This window comes from Pseudomonas syringae pv. coryli str. NCPPB 4273 (assembly GCF_000972175.1).
Taxonomy (GTDB): domain Bacteria; phylum Pseudomonadota; class Gammaproteobacteria; order Pseudomonadales; family Pseudomonadaceae; genus Aquipseudomonas; species Aquipseudomonas syringae.
This window is the reverse complement of record NZ_AWQP01000065.1, coordinates 51,704-67,776: the sequence shown is the minus strand read 5'-3', so window position 1 is coordinate 67,776 and position 16,073 is coordinate 51,704. Positions and strand designations below refer to the sequence as shown.

The 16,073-nt window shown below is 61.1% G+C and carries 15 protein-coding genes; 10 read left to right on the top strand and 5 right to left on the bottom strand.

Annotated features, from left to right (window positions below):
• Positions 1-195: 195 nt before the first annotated feature.
• Positions 196-1,416, bottom strand: a complete 1,221-nt coding sequence (mhpT, locus tag P406_RS22970; protein ID WP_046237460.1) for a 3-(3-hydroxy-phenyl)propionate transporter MhpT — start codon at positions 1,414-1,416, stop codon at positions 196-198.
• Between the two features lie 328 nt (positions 1,417-1,744).
• Here mhpT and P406_RS22965 point away from each other — a divergent pair, with 328 nt between their 5' ends.
• Complete coding sequence (locus tag P406_RS22965; protein ID WP_046237459.1) at positions 1,745-3,067, top strand: OprD family porin; 1,323 nt, start codon at positions 1,745-1,747, stop codon at positions 3,065-3,067.
• A gap of 30 nt (positions 3,068-3,097) precedes the next feature.
• Here the strand turns inward: P406_RS22965 and P406_RS22960 are convergent, their stop codons facing one another.
• Positions 3,098-3,586, bottom strand: coding sequence for a MarR family winged helix-turn-helix transcriptional regulator (locus P406_RS22960; protein WP_046237458.1), 489 nt, complete (start codon positions 3,584-3,586; stop codon positions 3,098-3,100).
• 210 nt (positions 3,587-3,796) lie between these two features.
• Between P406_RS22960 and P406_RS22955 the strand changes: the two genes are divergently transcribed.
• The 5 genes from P406_RS22955 (at position 3,797) to P406_RS22935 (ending at position 9,932) form a co-directional block, all read left to right on the top strand.
• Positions 3,797-4,627, top strand: a complete 831-nt coding sequence (locus P406_RS22955) for a p-hydroxycinnamoyl CoA hydratase/lyase (protein ID WP_003401024.1) — start codon at positions 3,797-3,799, stop codon at positions 4,625-4,627.
• 66 nt (positions 4,628-4,693) lie between these two features.
• Complete coding sequence (locus P406_RS22950; protein ID WP_046237457.1) at positions 4,694-6,142, top strand: aldehyde dehydrogenase; 1,449 nt, start codon at positions 4,694-4,696, stop codon at positions 6,140-6,142.
• A 182-nt stretch (positions 6,143-6,324) separates the two neighbouring features.
• Positions 6,325-8,211 (top strand): feruloyl-CoA synthase, encoded by a 1,887-nt coding sequence (locus P406_RS22945; RefSeq protein ID WP_046237456.1) that lies wholly within the window; start codon positions 6,325-6,327, stop codon positions 8,209-8,211.
• Entirely contained in the window at positions 8,208-9,458 is a 1,251-nt protein-coding gene (locus P406_RS22940; protein ID WP_046237455.1) for a thiolase family protein, read from the top strand. The genes P406_RS22945 and P406_RS22940 overlap by 4 nt, the downstream gene beginning before the upstream one ends.
• A gap of 132 nt (positions 9,459-9,590) precedes the next feature.
• On the top strand, positions 9,591-9,932 hold the full coding sequence (locus P406_RS22935) for a hypothetical protein (RefSeq protein ID WP_003410688.1): 342 nt from the start codon (positions 9,591-9,593) through the stop codon (positions 9,930-9,932).
• Between the two features lie 19 nt (positions 9,933-9,951).
• Here P406_RS22935 and P406_RS22930 read toward each other — a convergent pair whose 3' ends face one another.
• A complete protein-coding gene (locus P406_RS22930) occupies positions 9,952-10,356 on the bottom strand; it encodes a RidA family protein (protein WP_003394156.1) in 405 nt (134 codons plus the stop codon).
• A gap of 157 nt (positions 10,357-10,513) precedes the next feature.
• Between P406_RS22930 and P406_RS22925 the strand changes: the two genes are divergently transcribed.
• Positions 10,514-11,449, top strand: coding sequence for a LysR family transcriptional regulator (locus P406_RS22925; RefSeq protein ID WP_046237454.1), 936 nt, complete (start codon positions 10,514-10,516; stop codon positions 11,447-11,449).
• 12 nt (positions 11,450-11,461) lie between these two features.
• On the opposite strand, the gene P406_RS22920 is transcribed toward P406_RS22925, so the two are convergent.
• The gene (locus P406_RS22920; RefSeq protein ID WP_003410683.1) at positions 11,462-12,379 is read right to left on the bottom strand and encodes a LysR family transcriptional regulator; all 918 of its coding nucleotides are present in this window, start codon (positions 12,377-12,379) and stop codon (positions 11,462-11,464) included.
• 155 nt (positions 12,380-12,534) lie between these two features.
• Between P406_RS22920 and P406_RS22915 the strand changes: the two genes are divergently transcribed.
• The 3 genes from P406_RS22915 (at position 12,535) to P406_RS22905 (ending at position 15,220) form a co-directional block, all read left to right on the top strand.
• On the top strand, positions 12,535-13,290 hold the full coding sequence (locus tag P406_RS22915; protein WP_003416851.1) for a 5-oxoprolinase subunit PxpA: 756 nt from the start codon (positions 12,535-12,537) through the stop codon (positions 13,288-13,290).
• A gap of 86 nt (positions 13,291-13,376) precedes the next feature.
• Complete coding sequence (locus P406_RS22910) at positions 13,377-14,249, top strand: 5-oxoprolinase subunit B family protein (RefSeq protein ID WP_003344902.1); 873 nt, start codon at positions 13,377-13,379, stop codon at positions 14,247-14,249.
• Complete coding sequence (locus tag P406_RS22905) at positions 14,246-15,220, top strand: 5-oxoprolinase subunit C family protein (RefSeq protein WP_003410676.1); 975 nt, start codon at positions 14,246-14,248, stop codon at positions 15,218-15,220. Before P406_RS22910 ends, P406_RS22905 begins: the two co-directional genes overlap by 4 nt.
• 5 nt (positions 15,221-15,225) lie before the next feature.
• Here P406_RS22905 and P406_RS22900 read toward each other — a convergent pair whose 3' ends face one another.
• A complete protein-coding gene (locus tag P406_RS22900; protein ID WP_003410674.1) occupies positions 15,226-15,807 on the bottom strand; it encodes a TetR/AcrR family transcriptional regulator in 582 nt (193 codons plus the stop codon).
• Positions 15,808-16,073 lie beyond the last annotated feature (266 nt).

The following is a 16,073-nucleotide window of genomic DNA, read 5'->3' as shown; positions in this document are numbered from 1 at the left end:
AGTGACGGCTGAGTCCTGGCGCTGATCCGGGGGTAGCCTGGCAGGACGCCAGGCTAGCCGCATAGCTCACAAAGACGTTAGTCCAAACGCTCTATTTCTGGAGGCTGTACCGACCTCTTCGCGAGCAAGCTCGCTCCCACACGACTTGTGCATAACGGTGGGTGCAGAGCGTGGGGACGATGGCATAGCGTCTGATCAGCTCGACTCTGCAGCCTTGAGCTCACGCTTCTCGACGGTGATTGATCTGGACAGCACGGTGATCGCCGCCAGTGCCGCAATCACCAGACCTGGCGAGGTGGCCAGCAGTACGCCGGCGGTTCCAGCGCCAGCGCCCAGCAATTGCCCGGCCGCCAGGGGGCCGGCGACCGAACCGAGACGACCGATGGCCACTGCAGCACCCACACCGGTGGCGCGTACCGAGGTCGGGTAGGAGGGTGGGGCCAGCGCATACAGCACCAACTGCGCGGCAATGACAAATACCCCGGCTGCAAACCCGGCAATGGCCATCGGTACGATACCGACCGACAGACCCACGCCTGCCAGCGCCGCGAGCAAACCGGCATAAACAAACAGCACCACCTTGATACCATTGCAACGATCGAGCAACAGCCCGCCCAACAGCGATCCCAGTGCGCCGCCGATGTTGAACAACATCTGCACCATGCCCGCCTGCGGCTTGCTGAAACCCTGACCGATCAGCAGTGAAGGCAGCCAGTTGAGCAGCATGTACATCACGGTCAGGGTAAAGAAGTAACCGAGCCACAAGGCCAGCGTCGTGCGCGCCCGGCCTTCGCCGAACAACGCAGTGGCGCTTGAATACCGAACGCTGCCAGCGCTGGTCTGCTGTCTGAAAGCGCTGGACTCGGGCAGCAACAGGATCATCAGTGGAACCACCAGCAGCGGCACCAGACCGCCGATGATGAACGTGGTCTGCCAGTGCTCGCTGGTGAACATGGCCACGACCGCCGCCAGGGCACCACCCAATGGCACTCCTGCGTACATGACGCTGATGGCCAGCCCGCGGTGACGTTCGCTGACGGCTTCGGCGCACAAGGCAATCAGGTTGGGCAGCGCTGCCCCCAGACCCAGGCCGGTCATGAAGCGCACCAGCAACAGGCCGGAAAAGCTCTCGACATACGCAGTGCTCAGCGAAAAGACCCCGAACAGCAGTACTGCGCTCACCAGGATCTTCTTGCGGCCGATGCGATCGGCAATCCACCCGCCAAAGAACGCGCCAGGCAGCAGCCCAATGATCCCTGCGCTGAACACCCAGCCCATCATTTTTGGATCAAGGGCGAAGGTCTGACGCAACCCGGCGGCCGCCGTTCCGGCAGCTTGCAGGTCGAAACCTTCGATGAGCGCAACGATAAAACACAAGACAATGGTCAGCGTCGATCGACGTAACGGACTGTTCATGGCAAGCCTCATTGTTGTTTTTGTTGTGGAGAAAAGCCTGTTCCCTAGCGCCAATCGAGGCGTTGTGACAGGTAGTTATCAAGGTAATAAAAATAACTAAAAATTGAATCTGGTCGAAATACTCGTAAAAAACGGATCTTAGTCTTTTAAAAACATTGAGTTAGAAGATGAATGTCGAGCGACTGGTAAAGTAGTTAATAATATTAATGTTCGATTATCGATCACTTTGGATTGACGTGGCCGCAGAATCTTTCAATTCTCTGCTCACGGACCTGCAATCAAGCGCCGGACCGACTCCAAAAACAACAACAATAAGTGGACACCGAACATGTCGAAGCTCGCTCATGATGCAGCAAGCGCTGTGTCAGCTCCCTTTTTTCGTGGAAAACGTTGTGGCCTCGCGCTGGGCCTGCTGGGTATCAGTGCCATTCCCGACCCTGCACAGGCGCAGGGTTTTCTGGATGACAGCCACGGCACCCTGACGCTGCGCAATTACTACATGGATCGCGATTACAAGGATGATGGCGCCAAGACTGCGACTCGGGAGTGGGCGCAGGGCTTCATCATGAACGCGGAATCCGGTTTTACCCAGGGACCGGTAGGGTTCGGACTGGACGCGCGAGCGCTGGTCGGGGTGAAACTGGATTCTTCGCCAGACCGCAGCGGCACCGAGCTGTTGCCGGCATCCGCCAGTGATGGCCGGGCGGCTGACGAGTATTCGCGGCTGGCTCTGACCGGCAAGCTGAAATTCCACGAAACTACGGTCAAGACCGGTGATGTGTCGATTTTCCTGCCGTTCGCTTTCGCCAGTCCCTCGCGACTGTTGCCGCAGACCTTCCGTGGCACCACGCTGACCTCGAAGGACATTGATGACCTGACCCTCAACGCGGGCTACATCGACCGGGTCAACAAGCGTGACTCCAGCAACTACCAGGCCATCAGCATCGCTTCACCGAACCGCCGTTTCAACGGGGCGGCAACGTCGTCGCACATGGCTTATGCCGGAGGCGATTATCAGGTCGACAAGGACCTGAGCCTGCGTGCGTATCACGCCGAGGTAGACGATCTCTATACCCAGAACACCCTGGCCCTGTTGCACAAGCTGGCGATTGGCGACGGCGTGCTGACCACCGACCTGCGCAGCTTTTTCAGCCGCGATACCGGCAGTGCAAAGGCCGGCGAAGTAGACAACCAGAACCTGTCCGCGCTGCTTGGCTACAAGTGGGGAGGGCACAGCGTGAGCCTTGGCTACATGCATTCCAGTGGCGACACGGCGACGCCTTATGTCTCGGGTACCGAGCTGATGGGGTTGAGCGAGATGACCATGAGCTCGGACTTCCTCAACGCCAAGGAGCGCACCTGGCAAGCCATCTACGACTATGACTTCACGGCCATCGGGCTGGTCGGGCTGCGCAGTCGCCTGCGTTATGTGCGCGGCGACAACATCGAGCTGGCCGCTTTCAATGCCGATGATCGCAAGGAGCGTGAGTTTCAGATGGAGCTGGGCTACGTTGTACAAAGCGGTCCGCTGAAGAACGTCGGGCTGCTGGCGCGCAAGTCGATCTATCGCAACGACTTCCCGGCAGGTGCAGCGTTTCGTGACGAGAACCAGACACGCTTCATCGTGCAATACAGCTTGCCGCTCTGGTAACTATCCCCACCTTGACGGCAGGGAAGCCGTTTACGATTGATACACCTTTTTCAGCAACCTGAGCAGGTCCTGACGTTCCTTTTGATCCAGCGCTGCGGTGGATTCGAGGTCGCTGTCCACGGCGATCTGTTTCAGCTCGCGCAGCAGTGTTTCACCGCTTTTGCTGAGAAAGATGCCGTACGAGCGTTTGTCCGGCTTGCAACGCACCCGGACGGCCAGCGCGCGTTCTTCGAGCTTGTTCAGTAACGGGACGACCTGAGGCGGTTCGATCGCCAGCGCCTTGGCCAGGTCTGCCTGCATGAGACCCGGGTTCTGCTCGATGATCGCCAGTGCCGAGAACTGCGCCGGGCGCAGGTCGTGTGCGGAAAGACGTCCGATCAGGTTCTGGAACAGCTTGAGCTGTGCGCGGCGCATGGCATAACCGATCAGATCATCCAGCGCAGAATCCGTTGGCAAACGTGCCTCGGCAGCCTGTACGGGTGTCTGGCAAACGTCGGCGATGTCAGATGGCTTGGCCATTGAAAATGCGGTCCTTGTGGTTTGATGGGTCAATCAGCCGATCAGTTTGCCGAGGTTGGCGAACGATAGCTATGGGGTTAAGTGACTGTGACCCGCCTGTTCGGACGGAGTGCCGAGATTTTGATTAATATGAATAACAGTTAATTGACATAACTATATTTGCGGTTTAGCTTTGAGTCATCTTCAAGCCCAGAACAAGAGAGCATCGCCATGAGCAAATATGAAGGCCGCTGGTCAACCATCAAGGTCGAGATCGAGCAAGGTATTGCGTGGGTCATCCTCAATCGGCCGGAAAAACGCAACGCCATGAGCCCGACCCTGAACCGCGAAATGATCGATGTGCTGGAAACCCTCGAGCAGGATCCGGATGCGGGCGTTCTGGTGTTGACCGGTGCGGGTGAGGCGTGGACCGCTGGCATGGACCTCAAGGAGTATTTCCGCGAGGTGGACGCCGGACCGGAAATTCTTCAGGAAAAAATCCGTCGCGAAGCCTCCCAGTGGCAGTGGAAGATGTTGCGCATGTACGCCAAGCCGACCATCGCGATGGTCAACGGCTGGTGCTTCGGTGGTGGTTTCAGCCCGCTGGTGGCCTGTGATCTGGCGATCTGCGCCGATGAGGCGACTTTCGGCCTGTCGGAAATCAACTGGGGTATTCCGCCCGGCAACCTGGTGAGCAAGGCCATGGCCGACACCGTGGGCCACCGTCAGTCGCTGTACTACATCATGACCGGCAAAACCTTCAACGGTCAGAAGGCCGCTGAAATGGGCCTCGTCAATGAAAGTGTACCGCTGGCGCAACTGCGTCAGGTGACCATCGATCTGGCCAACAATCTGCTGGAAAAAAATCCGGTGGTACTGCGCGCCGCTAAGCACGGCTTCAAACGCTGCCGCGAACTGACCTGGGAGCAGAACGAAGATTACCTGTACGCCAAGCTCGACCAGTCACGTCTGCTGGACAAGGAAGGCGGGCGCGAGCAGGGCATGAAGCAGTTCCTCGATGACAAGAGCATCAAGCCTGGTCTGGAAGCGTACAAGCGCTAGTCGGGTAACCAGAAATTTTAAAACCGAGTCTGTAGTTCCTGATAAAGATAATAAAGAGGAATCACCATGCTGGACGTGCCCCTGCTGATCGGCGGCCAGTCGTGCCCCGCGAGTGACGGACGTACATTTGAACGCTGCAACCCGGTGACTGGCGAGGTGGTTTCGCGGGTGGCCGCGGCGACTCTGGAAGATGCCGATGCGGCGGTCGCAGCCGCTCAGGCTGCGTTCCCCGGCTGGGCGGCGATGGTGCCCGGCGAGCGTCGGGCGCGTCTGCTCGAAGCTGCCGCGCAGTTGCAGGCCCGCAGCGGCGAATTCATCGCTGCGGCCGGCGAAACCGGAGCAATGGCCAACTGGTACGGCTTCAACGTACAGCTGGCCGCCAACATGCTGCGTGAAGCGGCATCCATGACGACGCAGATTACCGGCGATGTCATCCCCTCCAATGTTCCCGGCAATTTTGCCATGGCGCTGCGCCAGCCCTGCGGTGTGGTCCTCGGTATCGCGCCGTGGAATGCGCCGGTGATTCTTGCCACGCGTGCTATCGCCATGCCACTCGCCTGCGGCAATACCGTGGTGCTCAAGGCTTCGGAGCTCAGCCCCGCCGTGCATCGGCTGATCGGCCAGGTGCTGCAGGACGCCGGACTGGGTGACGGTGTGGTGAACGTGATCAGCAACGCGCCGGCCGATGCGCCAGCGATTGTCGATCGTCTGATTGCCAACCCGGCAGTGCGACGGGTCAATTTCACCGGTTCCACGCATGTAGGCCGCATTGTCGGTGAACTGTCGGCACGGTATCTGAAACCGGCACTGCTGGAATTGGGTGGCAAGGCACCGTTTCTGGTGCTCGACGACGCCGATCTCGACGCAGCAGTGGAGGCCGCAGCCTTTGGCGCCTACTTCAATCAGGGCCAGATCTGCATGTCCACCGAACGACTGATCGTGGACCACAAGATCGCCGACGCCTTCGTTGCCAAGCTGACGGCCAAGATCAAAACCTTGCGCGCCGGTAATCCGGATGACAGTGAATCGGTTCTCGGGTCGCTGGTCGACGTGGGTGCCGGGACGCGCATCAAGGGCTTGATCGACGACGCGGTGGCGCTTGGCGCAACGCTGGTAACTGGCGGGCAGTTGCAGGGCAGCATTCTGCAACCGACGCTGCTCGATGGTGTGACAGATGCCATGCGCCTGTACCGCGAAGAGTCCTTCGGCCCGGTGGCCGTGGTGCTGCGCGGCGACGGTGACGAGGCGCTGTTGCGGCTGGCCAACGATTCGGAGTTCGGTCTCTCGGCGGCGATTTTCAGTCGTGATACCAGCCGGGCCCTGGCGCTTGCGCAACGGGTCGAGTCCGGGATCTGCCATATCAACGGACCCACCGTGCACGACGAGGCACAAATGCCCTTCGGCGGGGTGAAGTCCAGTGGCTATGGCAGTTTCGGCGGCAAGGCTTCGATCGAGCACTTTACCCAGTTGCGCTGGGTGACGTTGCAAAACGGGGCACGGCACTATCCGATATGAGGCATCCGATCTGAACCCTCCGATCTGAACCCTTCCAGGCCGGCGGCAACGGTCTTTGCACAAGACTGGGCCGCCGGTGAGTCAGGCACAACAATAACAAGGCTGCAGCCTGGTGCTGCAACGCTTGGCCCGAACCGCTGCATGGCGTTTGGCGCCTGCGTACCTTGATGGAGAGAACGCACGTGAGTTCCGATATCAGATCGTCAACGCTGCAGAGTGAAGATAATCAACCGCGCTACCGCCAGGTCTCCATCGGCCACCCGCCCATCGAGGTGCGGGAAGAGCAGGGCGTTCTGCACATGCGTTCCCTGGAGCCCCTGGCACGATTGCCCGACCGGCTGCTTGACCGACTGGTGCACTGGGCGCAGTTGCGTCCGCAACAGACCTTCATTGCCGCCCGCGACAGCCGTGGCGGCTGGCGCAAGGTCAGTTATGCCGAGATGCTGACTGATGTGCGCGCTATCGCACAGAGCCTGCTGGCGTACGACCTTTCCGCCGATCGACCGCTGGCGCTGCTGTCAGGTAACGACATCGAGCATTTGCAGCTTGCTCTGGGCGCCATGTACGCCGGCATTCCCTACTGCCCGGTATCACCGGCGTATTCGGTCATGTCTCAGGATTTCGCCAAGTTACGCCACGTCTGCGACGTATTGCGGCCAGGATTGGTATTTGTCAGCGATGCCGCGCCGTTCCAGCGTGCCATCGATGCGATCATTCCTGCGGACACGCCCGTCATCACTGTACGCGGGCAGCTCAATGGCAGGCCTCATCTGAGCTTCTCCAGCCTGCTCGAAGAGCCGGGTGGCAGCGAGGCCGAGGCTGCTTTCCTGGCCAGCGGCCCCAACACCATCGCCAAGTTTCTGTTCACCTCGGGCTCGACCAAACTGCCCAAGGCGGTGGTGACTACCCAGCGCATGCTGTGTGCCAATCAACAGATGCTGTTGCAGACGTTCCCGGTGTTCGGCGAAGAACCGCCCGTGCTGGTCGACTGGCTGCCCTGGAACCATACCTTCGGCGGCAGTCACAACATCGGTATCGTGCTGTACAACGGCGGCACGTTCTATCTGGACAACGGCAAGCCCACCGCTCAAGGCTTCGCCGAGACTTTGCGCAACCTCAAGGAAATTTCGCCTACCGCTTACCTGACCGTGCCCAAGGGCTGGGAGGAGCTGGTCAGCGCACTGGAGCAGGACGCCGAGCTGCGCGAGCGATTCTTCTCGCGCATCAAGCTGTTCTTCTTCGCCGCTGCCGGCCTGTCGCAAAGCATCTGGGATCGTCTTGACCGGGTGGCCGAGCAGCATTGCGGCGAGCGGATTCGCATGATGGCCGGGCTGGGCATGACCGAGGCTGCGCCGTCCTGCACCTTTACTACCGGGCCCTTGTCGGTGGCCGGGTACATCGGCCTGCCCGCACCGGGATGCGAAGTGTGTCTGGTGCCGGTGGATGGCAAGCTCGAAGGGCGGTTTCGTGGTCCGCACATCATGCCGGGCTACTGGCGCTCGCCGCAGCAGACGGCCGAAGTGTTCGACGAGAACGGCTTCTATTGCTCCGGCGATGCAATCAAGCTTGCCGATCCTGCTGCACCGGAGCTGGGCCTGATGTTCGACGGGCGACTGGCCGAGGATTTCAAACTGTCGTCGGGCGTGTTCGTCAGCGTCGGGCCGATGCGCAACCGCGCGGTGCTGGAAGGCTCACCGTACGTGCAGGATGTGGTCATCACCGCGCCTGACCGCGAATGCCTCGGGGCGCTGGTGTTTCCCAGGGTGCACGAGTGTCGGCAACTGGCCGCGCTGGATGCACAGGCCACGGATGCACAGGTACTGGCCAGTGCGCCGGTACGCGAATGGTTCGCCGACTGGCTGGCGCGCCTGAACCAGGGCGCGAACGGCAACGCCAGCCGGCTGGAGTGGATCGTGCTGCTTGATCAGCCCGCGTCCATTGATCGCGGCGAAATCACCGACAAGGGGTCGATCAACCAGCGCGCCGTCCTGCAGTGGCGCGCAGACAAGGTCGAAGCGCTGTACCGTGATCAGGCCCCGGACAAGCTCAGGGCAGCGCCCAAGGCATGAGTGGCGGCGGGCAGTATTCGGCATTCAGCGACGTGGCCATCTTCGATGCGGTGCGCACGCCCTGGGTGGATCTGGGCGGCGCTCTGGCGGCTGTCTCGCCCATCGACCTGGGTATCAAGGTCGGCCGCGAGGTCCTGGCGCGTGCTGACATCGAGCCGGATCAGGTCGACAGCGTACTGGCCGGTTCGATGGAGCAGGCCAGTTTCGATGCGTACCTGCTGCCCCGGCACATCGGCCTGTACAGCGGCGTCGCGCAAAGCGTTCCGGCACTGGGTGTGCAGCGCATCTGCGCCACCGGTTTCGAATTGTTGCGCCAGGCCGCCTTGCACGTGGGCGAAGGCGGGCAGATGGCGCTGTGCGTCGCCGCCGAGTCCATGTCGCGCAACCCGATCGCGGCCTATACCCACCGCAATGGCTTCTCGCTCGGTGCCGCCGTGCAGTTCAAGGATTTTCTCTGGGAAGCGCTGTATGACCCGGCACCGGCGATGGACATGATCGCCACCGCAGACAACCTCGCCAAACGGCATGGGTTGAGCCGTGAAGCAGTGGACCGCTATGCCTTGCTCAGCCATGAGCGGGCGCTGCAGTCGCAGGTTTCCGGCAAATGGACCGAGGAAATTGTCCCGGTCAGCAGCGAGCGCTTTGCGCTGGAAGGCTATCAGCCGCGCGGCATCGAGTTGCCGCGAGGGGTTGAAGTGGTCGCGCAGGACAGCCATCCGCGTGCGACCCATCTGGCAGCGCTGTCGCGTCTGCGCGCCATTCACGCGAACGGTGTGCAGACCGCAGGCAATAGCTGTGCGGTGGTCGATGGCGCGGCGGCGGCCCTGGTGGGGCGTGCTTCACAATCGACGCGACCGGTGTTGGCGCACCTGCTGGCCAGCGCGGTGACGGGTGTCGCCCCAGAGTTCATGGGTATTGGCCCCGCACCTGCGATCCGCTTGCTGTTGCAGCGCAGCGGGCTGGCACTGAGGGATATCGGTCGACTGGAAATCAATGAAGCGCAGGCCGCTCAGGTTCTGGCAGTGGCACAAACGCTGGAGCTTGACCACGAGCGGCTCAACTGCCTGGGTGGATCACTGGGCCTGGGCCATCCATTGGCCGCCACCGGGCTGCGTCTGGTCATGACCCTGGCCCGGCAATTGCGCGATACGGGCCTGCGCTACGGTATCGCGGCAGCCTGCGTCGGCGGCGGGCAGGGCATGGCGCTGCTGATCGAGAATCCCCACTGTGCGTCCGAGCGTGTCTAGCCAGGAACATACCCGCAAATGCGACATTTTCCTGCTTTAAACGCTACGCCTCACGCAGGTCATCCTTTAGCGCTTGACCGAATCGTAGCGAACAGTGAATCTCGCACCTCTCGACCCCACGGAACCCCGTCTATGCGTGCCCTCGCTGAGCTTTCTTTCGATTTCGTCTGGCATTTGATGTTCACGGATGACAAGCAGCTCGACCAGGATCTGGCGGTGCGCTCGCTGGAAAATCTTTCCGATTACTTTTCGTTGATGTCCGACGAAGAGAAAAGGGCGTTCATCGCGGTGGCTCACGAACGCAAGGCGCGCCTTTTCGCTGTGCCCGATGCCGACGGCTACTCGCCGATACGTCTGGCCACCGAAGAGCAGGCGCAGTTTCTCGATCATGTGGTGTCCGGGCAGTTTTTCCAGCATTTCGAAGAGCCTTTGGCAGCGGATGCAAGCGAGCGCGTGGTGCCGATTCGCCGCTGAGCGGACCTGCGCCGCCCGGTTATTGCTCGACGGCTTCCGGCAGCCTGGCGATGACCTTGATCTCGAAATCGAAGCCATACAGCCAGGTCACACCGACGCCGGTCAGGGTCGGGTGCGGCGCGTCGCCCCAGAACTCTGGAATCACTTTCCATATCCGCTCGAACCTGGCCTCGGGATCGACAATGAACACTGTCACGTCGACCACATCGTCGAACGTGCAACCGGCGGCCAGCAGGATGGCATTCAGGTTGTTGAACGCCAGGCGCACCTGCTTCTCCAGATCCGGCTCGGGTGAGCCGTCTTCGCGACTGCCGACTTGTCCGGACACGAACAGAAAACCATTGGAGCGTAGGGCGGGCGAATAGCGATTGCGCTCGTAAAGCGCCTGGCGGCCAGCCGGAAAAACGACGTCACGTTGGGTCATGGGTGTCTCCATCAACACTTGGGTACGAAAGCTGAAATCAGCGTTGAAGCCACAGTAGGGTCTTGCGTCAGCGCGATAAACGAGCAACCGTACTCAGCACTGTTTGGGAAACCCAAACAATCGACAGGCTGATGAGGCAAGACAGGCGGGGGCGAGGATGGATCGTTTCGACGCAATGCAAGCGTTTGCCCGCGTGGTGGAAACCGGCAGTTTCACCAAGGCTGCGGCTACGCTGCACATGAGCAAGACCAGCGTGACGCAACTGGTGCAGCAACTGGAGGCCCGTTTGCGGGTCAAGCTGCTCAATCGCACCACGCGGAGGGTCAACGTGACTGCCGACGGTGCGGTGTTTTACGAGCGCGTGGTCAGGCTGCTGGCCGACATGGATGACGCTGAGACCAGTCTGTCCAGTGCAGCGTCGCTGCCCAGAGGACGATTGCGCGTGGACGTGCCCAGCCCGCTGGCCAGCATGCTGCTGATGCCCGCCTTGCCAGGCTTTCATGCGCGTTATCCGGACATTCAGATCGATATGGGCGTCAGCGACCGTATGGTCGATCTGATTGGCGAGAACGTCGACTGCGTGGTGCGGGGTGGCGAAATAGCCGATCAGTCGCTGATGGCGCGGCGGGTGGGCGACCTGCAACTGGGCGTTTACGCCGCGCCGGAGTATCTGCAGCGTATGGGCACGCCTGTTCATCCGCAAGAACTCGAAGACTCGGCCCATCGCATCGTCGGCTATCTGTGGGCGCGCACCGGCAAGGCGCTGCCCTATGCCATGCACCGCGACGGAGAAAAGGTCCATGTACAGGGGCGCTATACGCTGGCGGTGGATGATGGCAATGCCTACGTTGCCGCTGGGTTGGCCGGAATGGGCATTCTCTGGCTACCGGACTACATGGCCAGGCCGTATCGGGAGCGCGGAGCCCTTGTCCCGTTGTTCGAAGACTGGCAGCTGGACAGCATGCCGATGTACGTGGCCTTCCCGCCGAACCGGCACATCAGCATCAAGGTCCGCGTGTTTATCGGCTGGATCACCGAGCTGATGGCCGAGCATGCGCCTGTCGCTCGGCCACCGGCACGCCATCAGCAATAGCGTACGGGTAGTTCAACGCCGTGCCGACAGCTGCTGCGGGGCCAGAAATGCGTCATGAAAATAGTTGCGGAAGGCCTGCATGGCCGGGCTCAATTCACGTTCGCGGTGCCAGGCCAGGCCGACGCTCATGGGCGTTACCGTGTCGGTGACGGTGATCGTTTCGATACGCTTGCCTTCCAGCGACCAGGGACGATGCACCAGATCGGAAAGGATCGCCACGCCGCTGCCGTTGGCGACCATGCTGCGTACGGCTTCCACCGAGCTGGTGCGGATTCTGACGTTGGGCTGTTGCCCGGCCAGTTCCCAGTAGCGCATGGCGCTTTGTTCGGCTTCGTCGACGGTCAACAGGATATAGGGCTCCTGCGCGACATCGGCGAGGCTGACAGAAGCGCGTTGGCACAGTGGGTGATGGCTGGACAGCCACAGGCGGCGCTCGGAGTTGAACAACGTTTCCGAGATGATATCCGGGTGAGTGATGTTTGCCGTCAGCACCACCGCCATGTCGAAGCGACCTTGCAGCAGGCCTTGTTCGATGGCTTGTCGTTCCTGCTCATGCACCTCGATGGCGACGTCCGGGTGCCAGTGTTCCAGGCGCTGTAAGTGATGCGGCAGGAAGTAGCCGATGACCGTGTAGCTGGCGGCCAGGCGCAATACGCCGCTGGCGCGGATATCGGGCAGCGGGCTGTTCAGCGCATCATCGACGCTGCGCAGGATGACGTAAGCCCTGTTGAGAAAGTGGCGGCCTGCTTCAGTCAGGCTCATGCCCTGCGCCGAGCGCTGAAACAGCAGGGTGCCGAGCATGCCCTCCAGTTCCTTGATCGCCGTGGTGACCGCCGATTGGGAAATGTTCAGGTGAATGGCCGCCTGCGATATCTGCCCGATCTCGGCAGTTGCCACGAAATAACGGACCTGGCGCAGGGTCAGGGACATAAGCACTCCAGACAGAGGTTCTACCGGGCGGGGTATCTGTTTTTCAGAAGATAGCGTATCTGTTAATAGATCTACCCAAGGGGTGCGACTGAATTTAACGTGGTTTGCATGAAGCCGGATAGCCCCTTGTCCGGCCAGCCACAGGAGCAACAGCCATGCAGGTGGATTTCAACTCGGACATGGGTGAAAGCTTTGGCGCGTGGACCATTGGTGACGGCGTCGATACTGAATTGATGACCTATATCAGCTCCGCCAATGTTGCGACCGGTTTTCACGCGGGTGACCCTGGCACCATGCGCCGCACGATCGAGCAGGCAAAACGCCTGGGCGTTGCCATCGGCGCACACCCGGGGTTCCGCGATCTGGTCGGCTTTGGTCGCCGGCATATCAACTCGACGCCTCAGGAACTGGTCGACGACATGCTCTACCAACTGGGAGCCCTGCGCGAATTGGCGCGGGTGCAGGGCGTGGCCTTGCAGCATTTCAAACCCCATGGTGCCTTGTACATGCACCTGGCCAGGGACGAAGCCGCAGCCCGCCTGCTGGTGGAAAACCTGCAGCGCCTGGAGCCCGATTTGCTGCTTTACTGCATGCCCGGTTCGGTTATCTGCAAGATCGCTGAGGAGCTGGGCCAGCCGGTGATCCGCGAGTTCTACGCTGATCGCGCTTACGACCTCAGCGGCTCCATCGTCTTCACCCGTCACGTACGCGCCCTGGACCCGACCGAAGTCGCAGCCCGAGTGGTGCGCGCGTGCCTGCAAGGTCTGGTGCGTACTGTCGAGGGTGAGGACCTGAGCATCGAATTCGATTCGATCTGCCTGCACAGCGACACGCCGGGCGCGCTGGACCTTGCAGAAGCGACACGCCTGGCGCTAGACGCTGCGGGCATCAAGGTGCGTGCACCGCGTTGAATAAAAGGCATCGTGTGCACAGACGTACGAGCCGTGTTACTGATTTTTGCCTGCCGTTCTACAACGATTTCAAGAAAGGAACAGACATGGCTGATCCGATTCGCTACAGCTTTGGCGCTGATGAACATCTGTTCGCCGAGGTCAGTGACAGTATGTCGCTGGAAGCATTTTTCAAGGGACTGGCGGTGACCCGTGCGGTCGAGCGTCTGGCGCTGGACGGTGTGCTGGACGTGTGCCTGGCCAACGCGTCATTCCAGATTCGTTTTGACCCGGACCGTATCGCACCGCACGTCTTACTCGAAGCGGTAAGGGCGGCCGAGGCCGGTGCGGTCGCCGAACGTACCTTGCAGACCCGGATTATCGAAATCCCGGTGCTGTACAACGATCCATGGACCCACGAAACCCTGATGCGTTTTCGTGATCGTCATCAGGACCCCGGTTCCACCGACCTGGAATACGCTGCACGCATCAATAACCTGGCGGATGTCGATGCTTTCATCGCCGCGCACAGCGGAGCACCGTGGTTCGTTTCGATGGTCGGTTTTGTCGCCGGTCTGCCGTTCATGTTCCAGATGGTGGAGCGCGAGCGTCAGCTGCAGGTGCCCAAATACCTGCGTCCGCGCACCGATACGCCCAAACACACACTCGGCCACGGCGGCTGCTTCGGCTGCATCTATTCGGTACGCGGAGCGGGCGGTTATCAGATGTTTGGCGTCACTCCCGCGCCGATCTATGACCCGCAGCAGAAGCTGGCCTACCTGAAAGAGCACATGGTGTTCTTCCGGCCGGGCGATATCGTCCAGTTCAAACCGCTTGACCGGCAAGCCTATGACGAGGCTGTCGCAGAGGTGGAAGCCGGGCGCTTCGACCTGCTCATCCGCCCGGTCGAGTTTTCACTGGATGCCTTTCTGGCCGATCCAGTGGGCTATCCCAAGTCGTTGCAGGAGGTGCTGGCATGATCAAGGTGCTCAAACCCGGTCTGGCCACCTCGGTTCAGGACCTCGGCCGTGAGGGCTATTACCACTTGGGCATTCCGCCCTCCGGTGCGCTCGATCAGTACGCCCTCAGCGCCGCCAATCAGTTGGTCGGCAACCCACCCGGCGCTGCGGGGCTGGAATGCACACTGCTGGGGCCGGAACTGGAGTTCCAGTGCGATACATTGGCTGCAGTCTGCGGCGCGCACATGGCGGCGCGTCTCGACGGCGTGGAAATGCACCACGACACCGCCTTTGCGGTGAAGGCCGGGCAAGTGCTGCGTTTCGACTTTCCCAAGGACGGTGCGCGCACCTATCTGGCCGTCGCCGGCGGCATTGATGTGCCGCTGGTGCTGGGCAGCCGTTCGACGTACACGTTGGGTGCGCTTGGCGGTTTTCAGGGTCGCCGACTGGCCGCTGATGACCAGCTGCCGATAGGCACACCCAGCGGCAAGGGACGCGCCGGGGCCAGTCTGCCGATGGCCTTGCGCCAATCGCTGGGCGGGGAAGTGTATCTGCGGGTGGTGCCGGGCCTGTATTACGAGCGCCTGACCGAATTTGCCGCCACCAGTTTTTTCTCCGAACCCTGGAGCGTAGGGTCGGAAGCCGACCGCATCGGTTATCGCTTCAAAGGGGGCAGGGCGCTGACCTTCCAGCCCAGGGAGCAGCCCTTCGGCGCCGGTTCCGATCCGTCCAATATCGTCGACAGCTGCTACCCGATCGGTTCGATTCAGGTGCCTGCCGGGCTGGAACCGATTGTGTTGCATCGTGATGCCGTGTCGGGCGGGGGCTACGCGATGATCGGTACAGTAATCAGCGCGGACCTGGACCTGATCGGTCAGATGCAACCCAATCAGACCGCCCGATTCGTGGCCGTAACGCTGGAGGAAGCGCTGGTGGCGCGCAAGTCCTACAAGAAGAAGCTCGCCTGCCTGAGCAAACTGTTTCCTTCCTGAGACGGTCAGTCGGTCTGCCCGGACTCCAGTTGTGCCCGCATCTTCGCGCGGCACACCTCGAGTATTTCGTCCGCCAGCGGCGAGTCATTCGGGCAGCTGCGTGACAGCAGCAACGCCCCCAGCGCATGGGCAAAGCGGTCGATGGTGTTTGCCCGCGCCTGTTTCCATTCTTCGTCGCCGGGTGCTGCCTGGTCGGGAGCAAGCGCTGCAAGCAGGCTTTCGATGCCGTCGGCGAAGGTCGCTTTGACCTCGGCCGACTGGCGCGCTGCATCTCCGCTCAGCGCGGCCATGGGGCAGCCCGTGCCAAGGTTGTCGCGGTGCTCTCGGGACAGGTAGTAATCGATGAACTGCGCTGGATCGATGCCGGTCGAGTTCGCCACCGTCTGCGAGAAGGCACAGGCCGCCGACTCGGCCATCAAGTCGGATTTGGAACCGAAATGCTTGTAGAACCCGCCGTGGGTAAAGCCCGCCGCCGCCATCAGGTCGGCCACCCCGACACCGTCATAGCCATGCTCGCGAAACTGGACGGACGCCGTCTCGACGATGTGTGCCCGGTTGGCCTGGGCCTGCGCCTTGGTGACTCTCATGCAGGTTGCCTCTTTGCCTGTCTGGTGGTGGCCATCTGGGCCTGGAAGAGGGTGAATATAGCATTGATGCTGACCGTCATCAAAACCGCTGATCGTCAGGATGCTGGCTGCAGGAGATGGCTGGCAAGCAACACGGATCTTCGCCCTCGCGTTGAAAGTGTTAGCGTGTTACCCGCGTTTTTCTTTGTAACAAGAAAGCTCAGACTAGTCGTCAACCTGTTTATGGCACACAAAGCCCCCAATGCTGATGGGCAGTTGGCCCCTCA

Bases quoted from the DNA above. Each gene is read 5' to 3' on its own strand.
- P406_RS22950 (WP_046237457.1), top strand. From the start codon at position 4,694: ATGCTGGACGTGCCCCTGCTGATCGGCGGCCAGTCGTGCCCCGCGAGT.
- P406_RS22960 (WP_046237458.1), bottom strand. From the start codon at position 3,586: ATGGCCAAGCCATCTGACATCGCCGACGTTTGCCAGACACCCGTACAG.
- P406_RS22900 (WP_003410674.1), bottom strand. From the start codon at position 15,807: ATGAGAGTCACCAAGGCGCAGGCCCAGGCCAACCGGGCACACATCGTC.
- P406_RS22915 (WP_003416851.1), top strand. From the start codon at position 12,535: ATGCAGGTGGATTTCAACTCGGACATGGGTGAAAGCTTTGGCGCGTGG.
- P406_RS22905 (WP_003410676.1), top strand. From the start codon at position 14,246: ATGATCAAGGTGCTCAAACCCGGTCTGGCCACCTCGGTTCAGGACCTC.
- P406_RS22955 (WP_003401024.1), top strand. From the start codon at position 3,797: ATGAGCAAATATGAAGGCCGCTGGTCAACCATCAAGGTCGAGATCGAG.
- mhpT (WP_046237460.1), bottom strand. From the start codon at position 1,416: ATGAACAGTCCGTTACGTCGATCGACGCTGACCATTGTCTTGTGTTTT.
- P406_RS22910 (WP_003344902.1), top strand. From the start codon at position 13,377: ATGGCTGATCCGATTCGCTACAGCTTTGGCGCTGATGAACATCTGTTC.
- P406_RS22925 (WP_046237454.1), top strand. From the start codon at position 10,514: ATGGATCGTTTCGACGCAATGCAAGCGTTTGCCCGCGTGGTGGAAACC.
- P406_RS22920 (WP_003410683.1), bottom strand. From the start codon at position 12,379: ATGTCCCTGACCCTGCGCCAGGTCCGTTATTTCGTGGCAACTGCCGAG.
- P406_RS22940 (WP_046237455.1), top strand. From the start codon at position 8,208: ATGAGTGGCGGCGGGCAGTATTCGGCATTCAGCGACGTGGCCATCTTC.
- P406_RS22965 (WP_046237459.1), top strand. From the start codon at position 1,745: ATGTCGAAGCTCGCTCATGATGCAGCAAGCGCTGTGTCAGCTCCCTTT.
- P406_RS22935 (WP_003410688.1), top strand. From the start codon at position 9,591: ATGCGTGCCCTCGCTGAGCTTTCTTTCGATTTCGTCTGGCATTTGATG.
- P406_RS22930 (WP_003394156.1), bottom strand. From the start codon at position 10,356: ATGACCCAACGTGACGTCGTTTTTCCGGCTGGCCGCCAGGCGCTTTAC.